Source organism: Phormidium sp. FACHB-592 (assembly GCF_014695795.1).
In the GTDB taxonomy this organism is placed as follows: Bacteria; Cyanobacteriota; Cyanobacteriia; order Leptolyngbyales; family Leptolyngbyaceae; genus Stenomitos.
This window is the reverse complement of sequence record NZ_JACJOZ010000068.1, coordinates 14,926-34,158: the sequence shown is the minus strand read 5'-3', so window position 1 is coordinate 34,158 and position 19,233 is coordinate 14,926. Positions and strand designations below refer to the sequence as shown.

Here is a 19,233-nt window from a genome sequence, read left to right as displayed (position 1 = left end):
AATACTGACCATATGATCAGCATTGCCCTAGTGTTTATCCTTTCCCAATAGAACTATCTAAACCTAAATGAGTGGCTCCTCAACGGAAGTCTAAGCAAAGTTCTTCAAGTCGCTAAGATGGGATTCAAGACGTTTTTCAGAAGAAAACAACCAAAGCAAAGAAATATGGACAAATCCAAAGAGCCCGAATGAGCTTGTAATCATTACGCATTAGGCAAGTTTTGACTAGTGGCAAGCAATTCCTAAAGAGGTTCTCGATGCACCACCCAACGCTTTCATCAAGCAATGGGCACAAAATATGCCCCAGGATCAATGGGATTTCGCTTAACCTAGCATTCTAATCCGTAATGCAAACACAATGCCCTACTACTGCTTTAATCATTGCTGCATCTGAAGTAACTAAAGTCAAATTCACTTAGTTAAGAATTCAGTGCCATAACTACAACAAAAGTCGCAAACAATTTCACGACATCAACGAAAGTTAGAGAATAGTTCAGCGAAAGTTAGAGATAGAAACCCTTCCCTGAGCTAGAAGAATAATTTGATCAAAGCACCTATGCTCTGAAGAGTTATAAGTTGCCTTCGTCGTGCTCAATTAATTACTCTTTAATACACTCACAAATGCATTTACAGTGGTAAAGTACATCCTGTGAAACACAAAGAAGATCTTGATCGAGTAAACAGTTTAGCGATTTGGATTGAATCCTTGCAGAAGTTAGTCAGCGGGAACCGATCAGCCCTACAGCTACATAGCAGAAATCAACTTCTGCAATAGCTCTAAGACCTGAATCAATGACAACTTCAACTGACGAAACAAATCATGTGCGGTAATTTTGGCTTTTTAGGTAAACGAATTTCTGAGGACAACCAAGAGCTTCTGCCAGTTCGAGTTGTGGAAGTCTTTAAGCAAATGGGTCGTGAAACCGAGATTCGCGGCGAGCAAGCCGGAGGTGGACTGGTTTTAGCACGCAACAAAAATAACCAAGTTATATTTGTTGGCAAAAAGATCTTGAATCAAAAGCGAGGCAATTTAACACATGCTTTGGAAGCCGCCTTTGCCCCGGTCAGACGCAAAGCGGTCTCAAAAGCAAAGAGCAAGCCGTTGGAATCCGTTGTTACTGGAGCCTGGCACTACCGTTATGGAACGAGCAGCCCGCCCGCGATTCTTGAGACACATTGGCATGAGTGGATGCCAGCAAGAGACGCGGAGGTTTGGCAGGTTGAAGATGGGAAATGGATTTGCCGCCGCAAAAACGTCAATCACCGCATTACCCATAACGGAGACTTTGACGCCTGGAGAATCTTTGGCAGATCGATCGACAACACAACACTAGGCTTGTGGCTCGAACGAGTCTTACATACGCCCAACTCCACAAACGGAGATTCCCCAAAAATCGCCGGCATGATGGATCTGTTAATCACTCAGGGAATGTGGGATGCCTCAGTTAGACTGGCTTATCAACTTGCGGTTGCCGAGTCAGTTGAAGCCGCGTTTGGGGGACAAGAACCAGCGAAAGCAGCACCGAATACGGCTCCTTCCCAGCAAGCGTTAGCCGATTGGGCTGAGATCTTTGCCAGAATCTGGCAACGGCACAATGAGGCAAAAGACTCATTCACTAAAGACGACTTCAGGTATTTTGAAACGTTGGTCTTTCGAGAAATTAGCAAGCACATTTGGTTTGGACAGTGGAGTGAGGAAACGCGACTCGCTTTTGTGAGAGGGGCGATCGAGGCGTTCTTGCACAATGATTTATATCGGGCAACGCAACTATTTATGTCACAAGCCGAGGGCAGCTTCGGTCTGGTCACGGTTTCCACTTTAAGCGAGGAGAATCTGGTGCTAGGTGCTCAAGGTCAGCCAATGACGATTGGATTTAACTTGCCGGAAAACTACATGGTTTACGCATCGGAAACCGCCGCAGTCCATGCTGTTTTAGTCGGGATGCCTGACTCTTACCGCTTAGATTTAGACCAAACAGCAGGAGAAGTTGCCTTAGTCGGTGCAAACAACATTGCGATCTATTCCATCACAGAACGCCGCGAACTGCTGGCGTCAGAGCTAGGAAAACGATGGATACCGATGCAAGGGAACCCCTACATTCAAAGTCCTAACGCTCATGCCAAAGATCCCGTCGCCAGTGATATTCGGGACATTCCGCAGGTGCTGAAAGCGATCGAGACCTTATGGAGAAACCCATCCTCGTTTAATTGTCAAAGTGCAGAATACTTAGCAGATCTCTTAATCGAAAAAGTGAAGCACTTTGACGAGAAGCGAGAAAAACTGGTTAAAGCAGGCTTGGGCAGCGAGTTGGGGCAGTTGCAAACCGTTGATTTCTTAATTACTGGCATTGAAAATAGCCTGTGGTTAGGCGAACGGTTCGCTCAGGATTTAACAACCATTTTTCCCTTGTTAAATGTCAAAACGCTGTCAGCTAATCAGGTGTTGAGGCAATTGAAGCACGACTCTCAAAGTTTGCAGTTAGGCAAAGACTCGATCGTGCTAGCCATCAGTCAGTCTGGTCAAACCTTTCCCACGTTGCAGGCAACTGCTGCCTTTGATAAGCTCCATCAGCAGGGAGTGATTGGCGGGCTGTTTATTCTCACTGGAGAACTGAATAGCTTGATGGGATCTGCAATTACTCAATCTTATTTCTTAGGAGCGGCATTTAGCCGTAGAATTTTCATCAACGGTAGCGGACGCAGAACGGCTGAACCTGCCACCGTGACCGTTGCCGCCACTCAGGCGACGCTGACAGAAATTCTGTTGCATCTTGCGAAACGCATCCGACAAACGTTTCCCGACTCCAGCCCGTTTGGAATGACCCTGACCCAAGAAAGCTTAGTCACGCTGGAAACCATTAAGGTAGATTTTCTCAATCGCAGCCTTGTTTCGCTCACCGGAACCACGACCAGGGGAGCCGCGATCAAATCACCGGAGAACAAAACGCTGGTAAGACAGGGGCGCAAGTGGTCCTGGCATATCACCGAAGGTCCACTAGTCTGGGGCATTCATGCATTGTATGTTTTGATCGTGCTGGGATGGTTAATCCCGTACGGATCTATCCTGCCAGTGACTCAGACGATTCTGCGTGGGCTGCTGTTAGCCACTGGCTTATCGAGCCAATTGTTTTTATTAGAATTGGCTAGTCCGGTTCTCATCTTGGTGGATATTGGGGTTGCCATCTTTGGTCCCTGGCTATGGACGCTGGGACTGCGCTGTTTGCAGGGTAGACAGCCTCTAGCGCGCGTGGGTAAACGAACGTTAGTCATTGGGGATGTGCCCTGGGTCAATCAACTCTTAAGAGCCTACGTGAGCAAACTGTTTTCCCTGAGCTGTGGAATTGCCTCTCTAGATGTGCATGGAGCCAACCCACAAGATGATATGTTGCATGAATTTGGGCACCGCATCACTAGGGGTACGTTGGTATTTTTAGGAGTGCCTGACGGTCGCCGCAGCCAAATGCAAAAAAATGATCAGGATGCGGTCGTTATGACGGGTAAGCAAGCCGATGGGGTCAGGAATCTGGGTGTTGGTCCAGACATTGTTGCATTGGGACATAATCCGGCGATCGCTCACAAAGGGTTTAGACAGGCGATCGTGTTAGAAAGTAAGCCCAATTTTCTTGAAGAAACGGTTCCAGCCGACCAACACGCGGTGATTGAAGAATTAAGGGAATCCCGGTTTAGCTCGTTTGAGCGCTTGTTAGCTAGCTATGTGCTGTTTTGGGCGCTTGCCAAAAGAGTCGCTTCCTTTCCGTTCCTCAGGTATCCGCACTGGAAGTCTCAAAGCAGAACCCGAATTGCAACTACGGCTGCACCTGTGTCAGGGATAAGCCTAATGCCTAACGTTCAAGCACCGATTCAAGCCGCATCCACTGAAACGTCTCGTCAACAATACCTCCTTTCTGTTGCTCCAGACGATCCAGAAACGACGGACGCAACGAACCAAATTGGTCAGTTAATCGATCCTATCTTGATCGAACGGTGTCAGCAAGAACTCGCTTACAGCATTGGTCCGATCGCTGCTCTGATTGTAGAGGAAGTGATGACGGATGCTGCTCCAACCTCCCGCAATCAGTTGATCGATACCCTGGCACAGAAGATTCCCGACGTTCTAGAGGCACGTGCGTTTAGACGACGGCTGGCTCCCGATAGCGGTTCTCAAAGGCGTGAGCGATCGCTGCAAGCGCGAGGTAGCAATTCTAACCCGTAGGAGTTGTTAAGCAATCACTGACAAAGATTATTAACCGTTGGCTAATCACTGCTAGCTAACAGCCAATTAGATTTGAGGTCATTAATGTTGATGATAAGGCGGTTTAGAAATGCCAAGCTTAGCACCAAATTTAATTTAGTTTTGCTTCTTGTCTTTATCATCGGCATCAGCCTGAGTGGAGCGGCACTAGCAAATGTTTTGGAGCAGAGGGCACAGTTTGAAGTGACTGCTCAAGCAGCGCTTTTGATGCAAACCATGAATTCAGTCAGAGAGTATAACCAGGCTCACATCACTCCTCTACTCACAGAGAAACTCGAAACCGAGACTCCTAGCGATCCTCCACTTACAGAGGAACTCCAAACCTACATTCCCAGCGCTCCTGCACTCCCAGGGAAACCCGAAACCCAAATTCTTAAAGATCCTGCACTCACAGAGAAACTCGAAACCCAAATTCCTAAAGATCCTTCACTTACGGAGAAAATCGAAACTACACCTGCCTTCGTTCCAGAGTCAGTGCCAACGTACGCCGTAAGGGAGGTGTTTGAAAAGCTGCGTCAGCACGAAAACTACGCGAACTTCTTTTATAAAGATGCCACGTTGAACCCTACAAATATAAGAGACAAGGCAGATGAATTTGAAACCGCCCTGATTGAACGGTTTCGTGAAGAACCAGACTTAAAAGAACTTTCTGGCTTTCGGACGTTGCCCCAAGGAAAAGTTTTTTACATTGCTCATCCCTTTGCCATCACAGACCCAAATTGTCTTCAATGCCACACAGCTCCAGAAATGGCACCTAAGAGTCAGATCACAATCTACGGATCGAACAATGGTTTCGGTTGGCAATTGAACGATCCGATTACGGCTCAGGTGGTTTCTGTGCCTGCTGAAGCCGTGTTTGATAGCGTCAATCGATCGCTGTTTGCCCTAATGAAGATACTATTTAGCGTTTTTGCTGTTGTGATTCTGTTAATTAATTTCCTGCTCAAGCTAACTGTAATCCAGAGAATCAAACGCATTGCCGGAGCAGCGCATGCTATCAGCACTGGTGAGATGAGTGTTGACTTTAAAGACAATTCGCAAGATGAAATTGGGGCCTTAGCTGCTGCTTTTGGACGCATGAAATCTAGTTTGGAGATTTCTATAGAAATGCTGCACCAGCGGAAGTCTTAGTTGCTATTTAAAGCTTGGAGTATTGGATGAATGGAACTATGTCCTCAAGCAGGTCAAATCCTAGGTTAAGCCTCGTAAGGTGAAACTGCCCTTGGTTCAGTAGCCTGGACAGCATAGGTGCAATCTGAACTGCTAGAGGTCATTCTTATTATTAGACCCTGGAACTATTCTTCTCGGCTACTTTCTCAGCTACTAATGTTGCCCCTGATAGGGGCGATCGCTGCCGGAAATTGTGCCATTCTCAAGCCCTCAGAGTTGGCTCCGGCGACCTCGCATGTCGTTGCTCAGTTGGTCAAAGAAACCTTTGATTCCAGGTATGTCGCGGTTCTAGAAAGTGGCGTTGAGATAGCTTGTGTTCTGCTAACACAGAAGTTTGACTACATCTTTTTTACAGGAGAAATTCGTGTAGGTCAAATTGTGATGGAGGCAGCCGTAAAACAACTCACTCTCGTCACTCTAGAGCGGGGAGGTAAAAGTCCCTGTATTGTCGATCGCAAGTGTGTTGAAGGAACCTTTTTTGATTGATCTAAATTGGCGATATGCACCTTACGCGAAGAAACTAGGCTTCTTCAAAAAGATCGTTAGTGCATCCTGAACTGAATCTTAGTAAAAAGTGAAACGGTATAACCATGCTCATCAGCGAAGGCTCCATTCAATTTCTACTAGCTATCACCGACTGGCTCATGAGTAGCAGCTCTGCATGGGCAGATATTTTCCTTAAAGATTGAATTAGAGTAGATAGCAAGTTGAGTACGATTTCTTAAGTTGAGGCGATCGAGCAGATGAGTGACATGAGTTTTAATCGTTCCTTCTGAGATTTCAAGCCGCGCTGCCATTTCACGATTGGTAGAGCCATCGCTAATCAACCGTAAAACTTCTTGTTCACGAGGCGTTAACGCTGTTAAATCTAGTGAGGCTGATAGTGATTCAGCCCGTTTCAAGTCAGGAATGCTGGTTGCTAGCTTTTTCAACAGCGTTGGTCCCAGAAGACTGTATCCGCAATACGCTAACCGAACCGCCTGCACTAATTCTTCTGGCGGCATATCCTTAAGCAAATAGCCCTTTGCCCCAGCTTTGAGTGTTTCAATGACGTACTGATTGTCGTCAAAGGTGCTGAAGACAATCACTTTTACGTCTGGAAATTGCTCGCAGATGGCTCGCGTCGCGACTCGACCATCCATCACAGGCATTTGGATATCCATTAATACTAGGTCGGGTTGTAACGCAGCTACCTGCTCAATAGCAGTTTCTCCATTTTCAGCAATTCCCACCACTTCTAAGTCGGGTTCTACTTCTAACACTGCCTTCAACCCAAGGCAAATAAAATTTTGGTCGTCTACGAGCAGTAGGCGAATCATTGTCGTTCACCGTGTGCTGTTTGCAATCTGCTTCAAATTTTCAATTTGTTTCTTGATCGCGTCTCGTTGTTTAAGTGGTAACTCTGATATGGTTTCTGGTGCTTCCGATTGAGCCAAATCGTTTAACAAAGTTGAACCTGCTACTCCCAGTTTCGACGCTTCAGCTAGTTTGAGCGCCTCATCTAGCGCGTTGTACCATAAACCTGCCTCAGCATAGATGTTAGCTTTTTCAACGCTATTGATTGCTTTGTTCAATTTACTTTGCACAACGGCAGGCATTCCTACAACTTCAATACTTGCCTCGCTGACTAAATCACCGGATGGGTTATCGGGATCACAATGAATGACAACCTGCCAGAAATACTCTTTCCCTGGTTGCAGCCCTGGTTCATTCTGCAAGAATGGAGATAACTTCATAATTCCCGGCGAACTCTGCAAGGGTAGCTTGCGAACTTCTTTGGGTTTACCGCCTGGAACCGACTCGTAGATTGTGAATTCCATGGGCTTAGAGGCGGAACCACGAGGAACAAACCAGGCAAATGTAGGATGCCGAGAAATCGTTCGTCCAACGTAATTACGCGAGGCAAGAACGGTTAGCGGCAGACCTCCGCCAGAACATCCTCTAGTCGTTCCTCCATCCGATTTTCTACCTGGAGGAACGGGCTTTTGAGTGCCGGGTGTATAAACCGCTAAAGCTGCTGGAGCTACAATCATTACTAAGCTCAAGGTACAGCTAGTAACTAGTTTGATGATGCGTTTGTTCGGAAAACACTGGATTGGAATCATCATAGTTTTGGTTGAGCAAACGTTAGTTTAGCTATAAGACACAAGCGCGAATTTTCATTACTAGGCAGCGTATACAAAATTGCCAGTAGGGACGATCGGAGGTTTGCCTATGTGCATCAAGAATTGTTTAAACGAGGCGATCGCGCGTTTTGTAGTGCGATCGCCTTGTGGCGTTACCGTCAAACCCACAACTGATTTCTCACCTAGAGAATCAGGGCAAGTGCATCTAAATTCATCTTGACAAAAACTAAATTGTGAAATTACACAATAATTAGAATTTGTTGTCTGATTTCTCTTTCAAGCGTTAAAGAGATCGCCTAAATTAATGTCAATCAACAGCGTTAATGCGATTATTTTAGGCGTTAATGAAATTGATAGGTTTTTATTGAAAGATGCGTTTGTCCTGACTGGTGCTCTAGGCAGTCAGATCCTCTAGCAGCATTTCAATTGCCCTGATATGGAGCTTGACAAGATCTTGCCCATACTCTGTGTTTTCCTGTACCTCTTTGATGGCACGATTTACTGTGATTGATTCATCATCGGAGATGAGATCTGACCAACCGCCTGCCCTCCAGCGTTCTATCACTAGATTCTCCCGTTGGGATTGATCAAGGCTTCTAATCGATTGAAGAGCGTTTAAGGGATCAGCAATATTTCCGAGGGCAACCATTTCTTTAGATTCGTTGTGATACCCAATGGGTAAATCCCACAAGCCCTTTTCCTGTAACAGTTTTTTCATTGATTCCATGAGACTTTACCTCTTTCTAGAGTTGTGAACTAGGATCGGTAACATTTGTTAGGCAAGGAAGTAATATGTCATTCTTTTCATCCACCACCCCATGGTGCATATAGCCTGGCATACTTATTCCCATAGAATACTAATATGTCCCTGTTGTACTCTAGAATGCTTGCTGCTTCAGGATCATACTCGGCTGACCCTTTTTTTCTATACCTTGCAATCGTTTCGTTAAACCTTGCAATAGCCCTATCATAGGCATCTTGAACACTGAGACCTTCTATCAAAGCGATATCGATTTCTATATCGGTGTCCAGAAAATCTCTTCGGGCACGGAGCAACAGTTGATATGCCTTGGAATAGCCCACAAAGGCTAATGCTCCGTTATATACTAGATCTACTCCAAGTCCGATGTTGGGGTATCCACAATGACAAGCAAGGAAGTGGAAGATTTTGCCCTTCGCCTCAGGAGGTTGAAACTGACGTTTTCCAATAACCTTCTCATAAACGCCTTCCGCATCCATTCGTCCATACAGCGAGTCGAATAGCCCATGCCCCGAAGCTGAACAAAAAATGACATCGGGGTCTCTGAGTTTGACTTCAACGTTAGTGCGCGTCATCTCGCTGCCTATTAGCGATATGACACTATTGTTAAATCTGGTAGTACTTACGTAGGGGTAAAGCGCCTTACGTCTTCGGTTATAGGTAGCCGTAGTGGCTGAGTCTTTTTCTTCATTTGCATCTATTAGAAGAATTTTTCCTGGAGGGGTAGGCTTATCGAAATCTTGTGTTGTTATCTGAAGCAAACCATTATTTCTTCGTCCCTGACTCAGAATGTAAAACTTGTCCTTGTATTTTACAAGAGCGGGAGAACCAGATGTATCAATGTACCCAGTGGTCTGACCATTATCATATTTGAGCCATTCTGGCACACGCTCTACATTATTAAAGGAAGAAAGGTAACCTGCGTTTCCCGGTTCTTCAAAAACTGCATAGAATTCGTTAAAGTCTGATGCCAACGCGGGAGGTCCAGATATGACATGCCTGGTAATCTTACCGTAAAGCTTAAATTCAGCGTCTGAAGTCCATACTTCTTTTGCGTCCTTACCTGAACCTCTTTTTTCAAATGTGGTATACCACAGATACCCTGACGCGTTTTTCCCTTCATGCATGCAGACCAGCCTGCTGCCCACCCCCCTAGATCCAATCATCTCTATGAGAGTTCCTCCACCAGTTGTGCCGTGATCACCTAGTGGTTTGTCCTCAGACCAGGTCTTTCCGTCAAAGATAGTGTAATACAGCCAACCCTTTCCTCCTCCCTGTCCCTCATGGACACAGTAAAGCGATCCTCCGTGCACTGCTAGAGAAGCACAGGGGTAACGACGTTCGGTGATTGAAGTGCCATGCTTGGGTAGTTTTGTACTACCAGACCAGGTCAGTCCGTCAAAGGTAAAGTAATACAGCCAACCATCATTTCCATATCCCTGATGGATGCAGTAAAGCTTGTCTTGAAAGACTGCTAGTGCAGGGGAACCACTTGTCTGATTATCTAGTGGTGTATCGCTAGACCAGTTCTGTCCGTCAAAGGTACAGTAATGCAGCACACCTGCGTTATTCGGTCCCTCATAGACGCAGTAAAGCGTGTCTTGAAAGACTGCCACGGCTGGAGAGCCCGACAGGCGATGGGTATGAATATCTTCTGTCTCTCTGGCTTGAAGAGACGTGAAGCTAGATATTGTCCCTCCGGCTTGAAGGGACGTGAAGCTAGATACCGGAACACTCTCAGACCATGAACCACGAAGAATTCCGGGTCGTGGGAGCGACCATTCTGGTTCTGGTTCTGGTTCTGGTTCTAATCCTGGTATTTCTGGTCTTGAGTTTGGGTCATCCAAAATCTTTTTGATCGCGGTCTGGAGCGGAAAACGGTTTGAGTCAGCAGCCATAATTTTTTCTCGTAAACTAGGATTGTTGTGATGTACGAAACACCAAATTGAATTAATGTTGTGAGCAACTGATTTCGAGCTATAGCAGCTTGAATGGAACAGTCTCCCATTGCTAAAGATTCAGTGTGTGCAGGTGCAACAGAGCAATCGCTAAAACTTGTCTAAATCGATCGCCCATACCATTGCACCTCCCAACTCTTTTTCAATCAAATAGCTGACTTTATAACCGAGTGATTTCTCATTGTCATAAGTCACCCAAAGTCCAGTCTTAGTGCTGTAGGCGTAGGGAGTTAAAGTAGGTTCGTCCCACCTCAATACGTCAAGTTCGCCACTATCAATTTTCTCAAGGATTTCAAAGTAAGAGAGGATACCAGGGGTGAGTGTTCCAGGTCCTGCGGGTCCAGGCCCACTAAAAGGCTTTCCAAGACCATCGGTACGGTCTTCAACAACATAACTCCGTCCGTAGGTAGGTAATCCCAGCACAATCTTTTCTTTGGGAATATCCGCCTTCAGGTAAGATTCCACCGTATCTTTGATGTTAAAAATACCATCGAGTACGGAATCTTCCAGGAGGGGCGCGTTGGCTCCTGTTCCCACTGTGTTGGGATCGTCAAAAGCCCCGTGATAGTCGTAGGACATGACGTTGAACCAATCTAAATATTCACCGCACTGAGCCAGCCATTGAAAGAATGAATCGCCCGTTTTGCTGCCCTTGGGGACTGTAGAAGAAGCGATCGTGATCAGAAAATCTTGCCCAGCAGTTTGACGGAACTCTTGCAGCAGTGCCAGGTAATTATCATAATCGGCATCTTGCCCCCCTCGTTTAGAGTCGCCAGGGTATTCCCAGTCGAGGTCAATGCCATCAAAGCCGTTTTTTTTAGCATAGTCGATCGCAGATTTAATAAACTGCGTCCTACCATTCGGATCGGCTGCCATTTTGCTGAATAATTGGCAGGTAAAGGGACCATAGGGATTTTCTGTTCCGGCTGACTCAGGCGTATCATCGCAAGTGTTGAAACTCCAGCCACCAATTGAGAGCAGCGTTTTGAGGTTGGAGTTTTTCTGCTTTAAACTCTGGATCGCCGGATACAGTTCTCCTTTATCATTATGTTCTACAGGTTGAATGGTGTAGTCACCTGTATAGCGTTGCTCTCCGGTTCGTGTTTCGTTCGGATCGACACTCCAACTCACAAAGCCGAACATACCAAAAGCAAAGTTGATGTGTGTAAAGAGCGAGGGGTCAATTTTATCAGGTAAGAATTCTCCTACTTTGCGGTATTGTGCCCAGTTGCTGAAGTAAGTAATAAATTTGTAAGCCATTTTGGTTACTCTCCTTTGTTTTTGGTGTTATTGAGGGTAAAGAACCGCCGCATTGCTCTCAGCATTGCAATCGTTAAGATTAGGTGTCTCTAGCCTCTACCTTATGCTTACAGGGAAGTACTTATTCATCGTTTATAAACCTGTTCTTTGCATCTAAAGCGTGGGTTCATGGATGTGGAGGGTTTGACAATTTGCTGCAACTTCAAGCTGTGTTTGCTTAATTGGTACAACGAATAGATAGATTGAAGTCAGAGTATTCCGTGCCAAGTTAAGTACTTAAGTTTGTACGTCCTATTGCTTATGAAGGTAGTTAGCATTGCACAACTCTGTAGTGGGTGAGTAGATGGGCAAGGACTTTGACTGACCCCATGTCCTTAGAAATGGTGTTCACCCAGTGGGTTTATCTCGATCGCAGACTTTTCAAGCACTGCTGATGTCTCCACTCAGCCCCTTCGGCATAGCCTCTGCGATAGCAAAGGAAGATACTGAGTAACTTGTGCTCAAGAGGGGAAAGGTACTTAAGGGAGCCATTTCTCCAGCCTATGCAGTAGAGCTTGTATAAGCCTCCTATTCGTTGAGTGTGCATTGCACAATTCTCCTTGTTCTGTCAAAACTATCTACTTGGTTTACATGGTAGAAGTTGAATAGAAGAGATGCCTTAACCGCCTATGTCAAGTTCATGACTTAAATGAGCTAATCTAATTGCACACCTATGTAATTAGGCTGGTACAGGTATGCAATGTATTGTTTAGTAAGTTTTTATACCCTATAGAGGTCAACCATTTTTATGGTTTAGGGCGATGATTTGTTTTATCATTCACTGAGACAGCAGTAATGAAAGTTACGGGGGTGTATTGGTTATCTGTGCTCCAAATTCTGATGTGTTCCAAATGTTGAGAACTGAGATCTGAAGTCAAAAGGGTTTAATCGTGAGCCAAAATTCACCAGAACAAGAGACGCTCAAAATACTTGTGGTAGATGACCATGAACTAATCCTGAATGGAACGATCGACCTGCTGAAACAGCATTACCCACAGTCTGAAATTCTCACCGCTAAAACCACTCAGAACGCACTCGAGCAAACTGAAGCATTCTCGCCTGACTTAGTTGTTGTAGACCTCTCCCTGCCAGAAGCCTCTGGAGGCACTGCCGAAATCAATCAAGGCATTAAAAGCCTGGGGACTTTAATGAAAAACTATCCCACCCTCAATCTGGTTGTGCAGAGCAGTTATGTCAAAGCACTGGTGCGAATTAAACCAGACATTGATACTCACGAAGGAGGGTTCACTGTAGCCGACAAAGGACTTTCCAGCCAAGAGATGTTGAGCCGAATTGCTTTAGCCCTTAAAGGAATCACCCACACCAAAGACCTAAAAATGCCACCAGGAGAAGTTAAGCCAGAGTGGATCGAGGTACTCAATCTAGCATTCGAAGAAGGATTAGAAGATAAACTTATCGCTGATCGCATGAATGTATCCCTTAGAACAATCCGTCACTACTGGACTAAAATTCAAGACGTTTTAGGCGTTTACCCTGAAGATGGCAAGAGTCTTCGCATCCAAACGGAGAAACAAGCTAGAGAAGAGGGGTTTATTGATTGAGCCATTTTGCTAAGGAAGGAACTGTTGTTAAGTCTTTGGAGCAAGTTTAAACAAGAAATTCCCATCTGGTTTGCAGGAGCATTACCAGGACTTGCTGCTATAGGACTGGTCATACTCGTTCGCCTGACTGGGGCGTTGCAATTGGTAGAATGGGTAACGCTTGATTCCTTTCTCCGTCTACGACCTTGGGAACCGATCGACGAACGAGTTGTGATTGTCGGAATTAATGAGGAGGATATCCAACAGATAAGAAACTACCCTATCCCCGATCGCGAAATTGCCAAACTGCTCAGAACGTTGCAGAAATACCAACCTAGAGTGATTGGTCTTGATATTGTTAGGGATATACCCGTCGAACCCGGACATACGGAACTAGTTTCAACCTTTCAAGACATCAAAAATCTAATTGTAATTGAAAAAGTTTTGCCCGTTGCTATTAAGCCTCCTTCCACCTTACCTCCAGAAAAAATTGGGTTTGTCGATGTTCTTTCCGACGATGATGGTAATGTTAGGCGTGCAATCCTTGGAACGTATAGACCTGAAGATAGTAAAAAATATGCTTTGTCCCTGCCTTTACGACTGGCAGAAACGTATCTTAAGGTGGAAGGCATGGAACTCACCAATGGTATTCACGATCGCGAAGCGATGCGATTTGGTTCCACTGAACTCCCTCGTTTTTCCCTGAATCCCGGCGGCTATGTAGGTGCTGATGATTTTGGTATTCAGGTACTTCTTAATTACCGCAACGGTCAGCAGCGATTTCGCACCCTATCGCTTAAAGATATTAACAACATCGAGACCGGAAAGGGTAATCCCAATGTGCTACGCGATCGCATCGTTCTCATTGGGGTGACGACTCCTAGTATTAAAGACTTTGTCGATACCTCTGCGATTGCTAATCTACAACCGCCGGGGAAAATTTATGGTGTAGAATTTCATGCCCATGTTGCTAGCCAAATTGTTAGCGCAGTTCTCGACGGACGCCCTGTTTTAAAGACATGGTCGCAGGGCTGGGAATATCTCTGGATTATTGGTTGGGGCGCTTTAGCAATTTATCTGGGTCGGCTAACTCAATCTCCATTAAAAAATCTCGTATATGTTGCCGTTGCTAGCCTAGGTTTAGTTGGAATTGGTTATGCCTTTATCGTCAGGGGATGGTGGATTCCAGTAGCGCCTGCTTTATTAACTTTGGGCATCAATGGTGCAATCTTGAGTGCTTTCTATCAATACGTCCGATTTTTGAGATCTCAGATCGAGATCCGCCAACGTACCATTGAACGGACGTTTACTATAATCCATAACGGACCTCTGCAAACATTAGCCAATATATTGAGGCACGTCCAAGACCAAGATTTAGAACAATATCGATTACTCGAAGAACTGAAGAATTTGAACTACGAAATCAGAGAAGTTGGCGAATACCTGAAACGAGAAGCGCTCGATCGAAAGGAAAGCCTCCGTCTTGGCAGTGGTCTAATTCTAGACTTAAAGCTGCCAATTCGCGACCTGTTCTATGAAGTCTACAGCCATACACTTCAGCGAAACTTCCCCTACTTTAAAACACTCAAAGTTAAAGCTTACTCGTTCGATCGAATTGAGGAGAAATACTTAAGTCTCGAGCAAAAGCGGGAACTCTGTCAATTTCTTGAAGAAGGGCTGTGCAATGTAGGAAAGCATGCAGAAGGTTTAACCCGTCTCAGTGCTACTGGCAAGCAAAACAAAGGCTGGTACACCTTGACCATTAAAGATAATGGGGTCGGTATTTGCTCGTTCTCTGAGGGGCGGGGAACTAAACAGTGTCTAGATATAGCGAGAAAATTGAGAGGAAAGTTTCAACGAAAGTCTCTTGGAGAAAAAGGAACTTTGTGTGAGTTAACTTGGCTGGTCGCAGGTAGAAACTGGAATCTTTTTCGTGTAGGACGTAACCTCAAGGTCAGGATTTTGAGAGGGAGAAGTTAGGCTTCTTCACCCATTAATTGAACAGTTGGAAAATCATCTAGCCTCGTTGCCCTTCATTAGGAGTCTTTCATGGAACGGTATTTAGGTGCGTTTGAACATTGGTTTTGGCTCTGGGACCAGCTCCATCCCTTACAGTTTGCGATCGTCGCGAAACTACAGGGGCAGTTTAGTCCGAACCAACTCGCGATCGCACTTCGGCAGGTTCAGCATCACCATCCACTGCTGCAAGTCTGTATCGTCACAGATGAGATTGGACGACCGAAGTTTGTCGAAATCGATGGTGAAATTCCAGTGCAGTGGGTCTCCAGAATCGATGATCAGCACTAGCAACGAGAACTCGAACTAGAGATGACTTATTCGCTTGATTAGCAGGTTGCTCCGCTGCTGCGAATGGTGCTACTCCAAGCGGGAGACAACTCTGAACTAATCATTGTCTGTCATCACTCAATTGCAGATGCAACGTCAAGCATTTACCTGCTGCGAGATATTGTGCAAGCACTAGAAGGCAAAACCTTTGAGCCGTTTGATTTGTCTACATCATTATCTTTGGAAGAAGTGTTTCCTCGGCTTGCACCCGCTCCAGAAGTGATGGGTGAAGGTGTCCATTATTCAACCACTATTTCTCGTCGTCCCCAACCTCATGTTCGCAGGGCGATGCTCTCTGCCGAACTGACACAGCAACTGATTGAACGCAGTCGAGCCGAGCAGACCACAGCTGCGTTCTTGCTTGCCTTGATGCAACAACCTCTTCGATCGAGCGATCCAGTGCAATGTGTACATCCGGTGAATGTGCGATCACACCTCTCCCTACCAATGCTTGATGCGGTTGGGCTTTACGTTAACAGTGGTATGACGACTCATTCGCTTAAGCCAAATTCTGCCTTTTGGAATGTGGCTCGATCAGTCAAATCCCAACTTTTACAAACTGATATGGCTGAACAACTGGTCGAGGATTCCTAGCGGCGGCAAGCAACAATGGCAAACTTACCGGACACTGCTGCGTTCGCTGAGATACTGAAGCAATTGACGTTTCATCTGGTGGTGACAAATCTAGGTCTGATTAAGATCCCGCAACAGTACGACAAGATTCGGATTGAAGCACTTTATGCCCCCGCTGTTTTGTCTGGCAACGCTCCAGAACGAGTCGTCGGAGTTTCAACTTTGGGCGATCGCATTTCCCTAACAATTGTATTTGCACCCCCTACTGATGTTGATCGTGCCCAGAGCGATCGCGCTGTCACTGACTTTCTATCAAAAGGCGTGAAGCGTTTAGAGGATGCAGTATTGGCTCAATCTGCTATCAAGAACGCTCAGTCGTCCTTGAATAAATAGATTGCTAAATTTACAGTCTTTGCAGCTCCCCCGATTTCGTAGAGCTAGACCGATCGATCGGACGAATTAGTAGTGCTATAGATTTGTTAGTTGTGTCGCAAAAATTGGTCAATGGTAAGGTTGGTAAGCTTAACCTTGCTTTTTTCCACTCCAATGTCTACTCCTGCTCTGTACCCTGCGGGAAGTAAGCTACAAGTGGTGGCATTTCTTGCCCGCAATCATCTTGCTCAATGTGCGGTGGTCTTGCCGTTACTCCCTCAGCTATCGCGACTTAGGAGCGATGATGCAGGAGCGGGGGGTGGCGGTAGACCACTCGACGATCAATCATAGGGTGTTGCAGTACGCGCCAGTGTTGGACCAATGCATTCGTCCTTGCCTCAAGCCGACCAATGATTTATGGAGGGTGGACGAGACTTAGATCAAAAGCAAGGGCGTGTGGAAGTACCTGTACCGAGCAGTTGATTCAGAGGGTAATACGCTTGACTGCATACTGAGTGCAAAGCGCAATGGCAAGGCAGCCGCCCGCTTTTTCCGCAAGGTGCTCAAAACACAGCACACGCAAGCTCCGCGAGTCAGCACTGTGGACAAGAATGTCGCCTACCCAGTAGCAATGGATGCGCTCAAGGAAGAAGGGACGAGCGCTGAGGAGGCCGAGTTGAGGCAGCGCCAGTCTTTGCATCACGTCATTGAGCAAGATCATCAAACCATCACGCGGATGGTGAACCCGATGATAGGATTCAAATCATTTAATAGTGCGAGGATGACCTTAAGCGGGATGGAAGCGCTAAGTATGATTAGAAAAGGACAAGTGAAAGAGCTAAAACCAGGGAACATTGTATATTGAATCGATCTTTGGCATTGCTACGTAGAGCAATGTGAATGATGCAGCTCATTCATCATTAGAAATTCTTGCGGCAGAACCGGGGTGTTATCCATCAACAATGCTAGATAACACCCCTAATCTCCAGGATTAACCATCACTTTTGATGGTTAACGCCTCGAAAACACGAACTTAACCGGCAAAGTTTCTGTATAGTTCCTTATAAGGAGGGTAGCATCCTGTGGATCTGACAGATAAGTCTGGGAAGTAGGGTGCTTATTCAGCAGATCTGACCGTGAATACATAGTTGTGCTATTTGCGCGTGGCAGTGCTGAAGGCGAAACTAAAGCGTATGGAAGATGTCATCAAACTTCGCCTTGCTACACCAAAAGATTACGGCTTCTTGTATGCCTTACATGGCATAACTATGCATGATTACATCGAAGCGACTTAGGGCTGGGATGAGGTGTGGCAGCAAAGCTATTTTAAGCAGCATTTCCGATCTGAAGCCAACCAGATTATCGTGCTGCACGGTCACGAGATTGGGCGCGTTGAGGTGGATGACAAGAAAGATAGAGTGCATATTGGCAACATCCAAATACTGCCGGAACACCAAAGCAAAGGCATTGGCAGTCTCATTATTTTGAAAATTATCCGACAAGCTCAACGGCAGGAGCAGCCTGTGACTCTGCAAGTGCTGAAAGTGAATCCCGCACGACAGCTCTATGAGCAGCTAGGCTTCGTTGTCGAAGGTGAAGATGACACCCACTTCAAGATGAAACGCGCCTAAACTCACCGACAAACAGCACAGGCGCTGCACCTGACCGCCTACGCCCCAGTAGCTTCAGTTCGTTCCTCACTTCGCTTCCTCCGCTCCGGCGGCAGGTGAGTTGTGCGTTAGGCTTACATTTTGCAGTGTGTAGATTGTGACCTCAAAAACCACTTTGGGTCATCGCTTTTGATAAGCTTTGGGTGTCACCCCTGTTATCTGGCGAAAGACTTTTGTTAGATGAGTTTGATTTGCAAAGCCGCAATTTAGAGCAATGTCACTAATTGAAATTGCTGGCTGTTTCAGTAATTGCTTAGCTCGTTCCACACGTTGTTGCATCAAATACTGATAAGGCGCAATGCCTACTGATTGCTTGAAGGATCGGCTAAAGTGAGATTCGCTTATGCTGGTCAGGCTCGCCAAATCCAAAATCGACAAATCTTGTGCCAAATTGGTCTTTATGTAATCCATGACTCGCGCCAACTGTGACTGGGGTAAACCATCGGTTTTGAACTCAAGCGAAGGTTTGCTGACTGCATAGTTCTGCAACAAACGAGCGGCAAGCGCTGTTCCCAATGACTCGCCATACAATTTGCCAGACATACAACCCGTTTGAATTTCCATCTTGAGCGCGAGGGCTAATTACTGGATGACCGGATCAGCGATCGAAAACTGTGGAATCAGTTCTATTTCACGCTGCATCAATTCCTGAGTGGTTTGATTCAACAATGTTGGACAAATCGCAATCACCGAAAATTCGACTTCCTGATCCCAGTTTGTCCAATGACTTAGAAAGGCTGGAATAACATCTACGCGACCGTTACCGTGGGCGTAGTGTTTAAATTTGCCATCCAAACGACGCTCTGCCTGAAAGCAACTTTTGGGATCTGTGATCACCAGTGAATGTTGTAGAAGGCAATGCTCCACCGTTTTATGGGGAGGATGGCAGTAGTGGAGGAAGGTTAACCCTTTCCATCCCGTATGATAGCTAGCGACTAAGGGTGTTTGTGGCAGCACTCGCGCTGCTTCCTCCTGGTTTGTAAAGTCAAGTGTGGAGGTTGAATGACTCACCATAGATTTACCCAATCAAGATTTCACACCCCAAGTAGGATTGGGATAACTTTAGCAGAATTGGATGAGACGGCAGGTTGAGGCTAAGACTAGTGTAGGAACGTCCACAAAAGGCGATAGTAACAAGCATCCCAATAAAAGGAAAAAAATTCGTC

17 protein-coding genes and 1 pseudogene are annotated in these 19,233 nt (G+C 45.9%); 10 read left to right on the top strand and 8 right to left on the bottom strand.

Going from position 1 to position 19,233, the window contains the following annotated elements:
* Positions 1-820 precede the first annotated feature (820 nt).
* From H6F86_RS17460 to H6F86_RS17450, 3 genes are all read left to right on the top strand, one after another.
* Positions 821-4,213, top strand: coding sequence for a hypothetical protein (locus H6F86_RS17460; RefSeq protein ID WP_190450006.1), 3,393 nt, complete (start codon positions 821-823; stop codon positions 4,211-4,213).
* A 141-nt stretch (positions 4,214-4,354) separates the two neighbouring features.
* Positions 4,355-5,383, top strand: coding sequence for a DUF3365 domain-containing protein (locus tag H6F86_RS17455; protein ID WP_199305348.1), 1,029 nt, complete (start codon positions 4,355-4,357; stop codon positions 5,381-5,383).
* A gap of 195 nt (positions 5,384-5,578) precedes the next feature.
* Positions 5,579-5,908: an aldehyde dehydrogenase family protein gene (locus H6F86_RS17450; RefSeq protein ID WP_242033573.1), complete on the top strand. Its 330-nt coding sequence runs from the start codon at positions 5,579-5,581 to the stop codon at positions 5,906-5,908.
* A 137-nt stretch (positions 5,909-6,045) separates the two neighbouring features.
* Here the strand turns inward: H6F86_RS17450 and H6F86_RS17445 are convergent, their stop codons facing one another.
* From H6F86_RS17445 to H6F86_RS17425, 6 genes are all read right to left on the bottom strand, one after another.
* Positions 6,046-6,741 (bottom strand): response regulator transcription factor, encoded by a 696-nt coding sequence (locus H6F86_RS17445; protein WP_190450004.1) that lies wholly within the window; start codon positions 6,739-6,741, stop codon positions 6,046-6,048.
* A 6-nt stretch (positions 6,742-6,747) separates the two neighbouring features.
* Positions 6,748-7,455, bottom strand: a complete 708-nt coding sequence (locus H6F86_RS17440) for a DUF928 domain-containing protein (RefSeq protein WP_190450003.1) — start codon at positions 7,453-7,455, stop codon at positions 6,748-6,750.
* Positions 7,456-7,587: 132 nt separating this feature from the next.
* Complete coding sequence (locus tag H6F86_RS32875; RefSeq protein WP_277881685.1) at positions 7,588-7,716, bottom strand: hypothetical protein; 129 nt, start codon at positions 7,714-7,716, stop codon at positions 7,588-7,590.
* Positions 7,717-7,942: 226 nt separating this feature from the next.
* Positions 7,943-8,266 carry a hypothetical protein gene (locus H6F86_RS17435; protein WP_206756052.1) on the bottom strand — a complete coding sequence of 108 codons (324 nt, stop codon included), beginning with the start codon at positions 8,264-8,266 and terminating at the stop codon, positions 7,943-7,945.
* Between the two features lie 86 nt (positions 8,267-8,352).
* A complete protein-coding gene (locus H6F86_RS17430) occupies positions 8,353-10,206 on the bottom strand; it encodes a hypothetical protein (RefSeq protein ID WP_190450001.1) in 1,854 nt (617 codons plus the stop codon).
* Between the two features lie 150 nt (positions 10,207-10,356).
* On the bottom strand, positions 10,357-11,526 hold the full coding sequence (locus H6F86_RS17425; protein WP_190450000.1) for a glycosyl hydrolase family 18 protein: 1,170 nt from the start codon (positions 11,524-11,526) through the stop codon (positions 10,357-10,359).
* 929 nt (positions 11,527-12,455) lie between these two features.
* On the opposite strand from H6F86_RS17425, the gene H6F86_RS17420 reads away from it, so the two are divergent.
* The 7 genes and pseudogenes from H6F86_RS17420 (at position 12,456) to H6F86_RS17390 (ending at position 18,028) form a co-directional block, all read left to right on the top strand.
* Positions 12,456-13,127, top strand: coding sequence for a response regulator (locus H6F86_RS17420; protein WP_190449999.1), 672 nt, complete (start codon positions 12,456-12,458; stop codon positions 13,125-13,127).
* A 24-nt stretch (positions 13,128-13,151) separates the two neighbouring features.
* Positions 13,152-15,086 carry a CHASE2 domain-containing protein gene (locus tag H6F86_RS17415; protein ID WP_242033572.1) on the top strand — a complete coding sequence of 645 codons (1,935 nt, stop codon included), beginning with the start codon at positions 13,152-13,154 and terminating at the stop codon, positions 15,084-15,086.
* Between the two features lie 69 nt (positions 15,087-15,155).
* Complete coding sequence (locus tag H6F86_RS17410; RefSeq protein WP_190449998.1) at positions 15,156-15,413, top strand: hypothetical protein; 258 nt, start codon at positions 15,156-15,158, stop codon at positions 15,411-15,413.
* Between the two features lie 63 nt (positions 15,414-15,476).
* Positions 15,477-16,046, top strand: a complete 570-nt coding sequence (locus tag H6F86_RS17405; protein ID WP_190449997.1) for a hypothetical protein — start codon at positions 15,477-15,479, stop codon at positions 16,044-16,046.
* Between the two features lie 15 nt (positions 16,047-16,061).
* Positions 16,062-16,418: a hypothetical protein gene (locus H6F86_RS17400; RefSeq protein ID WP_190449996.1), complete on the top strand. Its 357-nt coding sequence runs from the start codon at positions 16,062-16,064 to the stop codon at positions 16,416-16,418.
* Between the two features lie 175 nt (positions 16,419-16,593).
* Positions 16,594-17,287: pseudogene (locus H6F86_RS17395) on the top strand (IS6 family transposase).
* Positions 17,288-17,704: 417 nt separating this feature from the next.
* On the top strand, positions 17,705-18,028 hold the full coding sequence (locus tag H6F86_RS17390) for a GNAT family N-acetyltransferase (RefSeq protein WP_190449995.1): 324 nt from the start codon (positions 17,705-17,707) through the stop codon (positions 18,026-18,028).
* A 159-nt stretch (positions 18,029-18,187) separates the two neighbouring features.
* Here the strand turns inward: H6F86_RS17390 and H6F86_RS31605 are convergent, their stop codons facing one another.
* Both H6F86_RS31605 and H6F86_RS31600 read right to left on the bottom strand, forming a co-directional pair.
* Positions 18,188-18,610, bottom strand: coding sequence for an AraC family transcriptional regulator (locus H6F86_RS31605; RefSeq protein ID WP_199305347.1), 423 nt, complete (start codon positions 18,608-18,610; stop codon positions 18,188-18,190).
* A gap of 39 nt (positions 18,611-18,649) precedes the next feature.
* Entirely contained in the window at positions 18,650-19,081 is a 432-nt protein-coding gene (locus H6F86_RS31600) for a hypothetical protein (RefSeq protein ID WP_199305346.1), read from the bottom strand.
* Positions 19,082-19,233 lie beyond the last annotated feature (152 nt).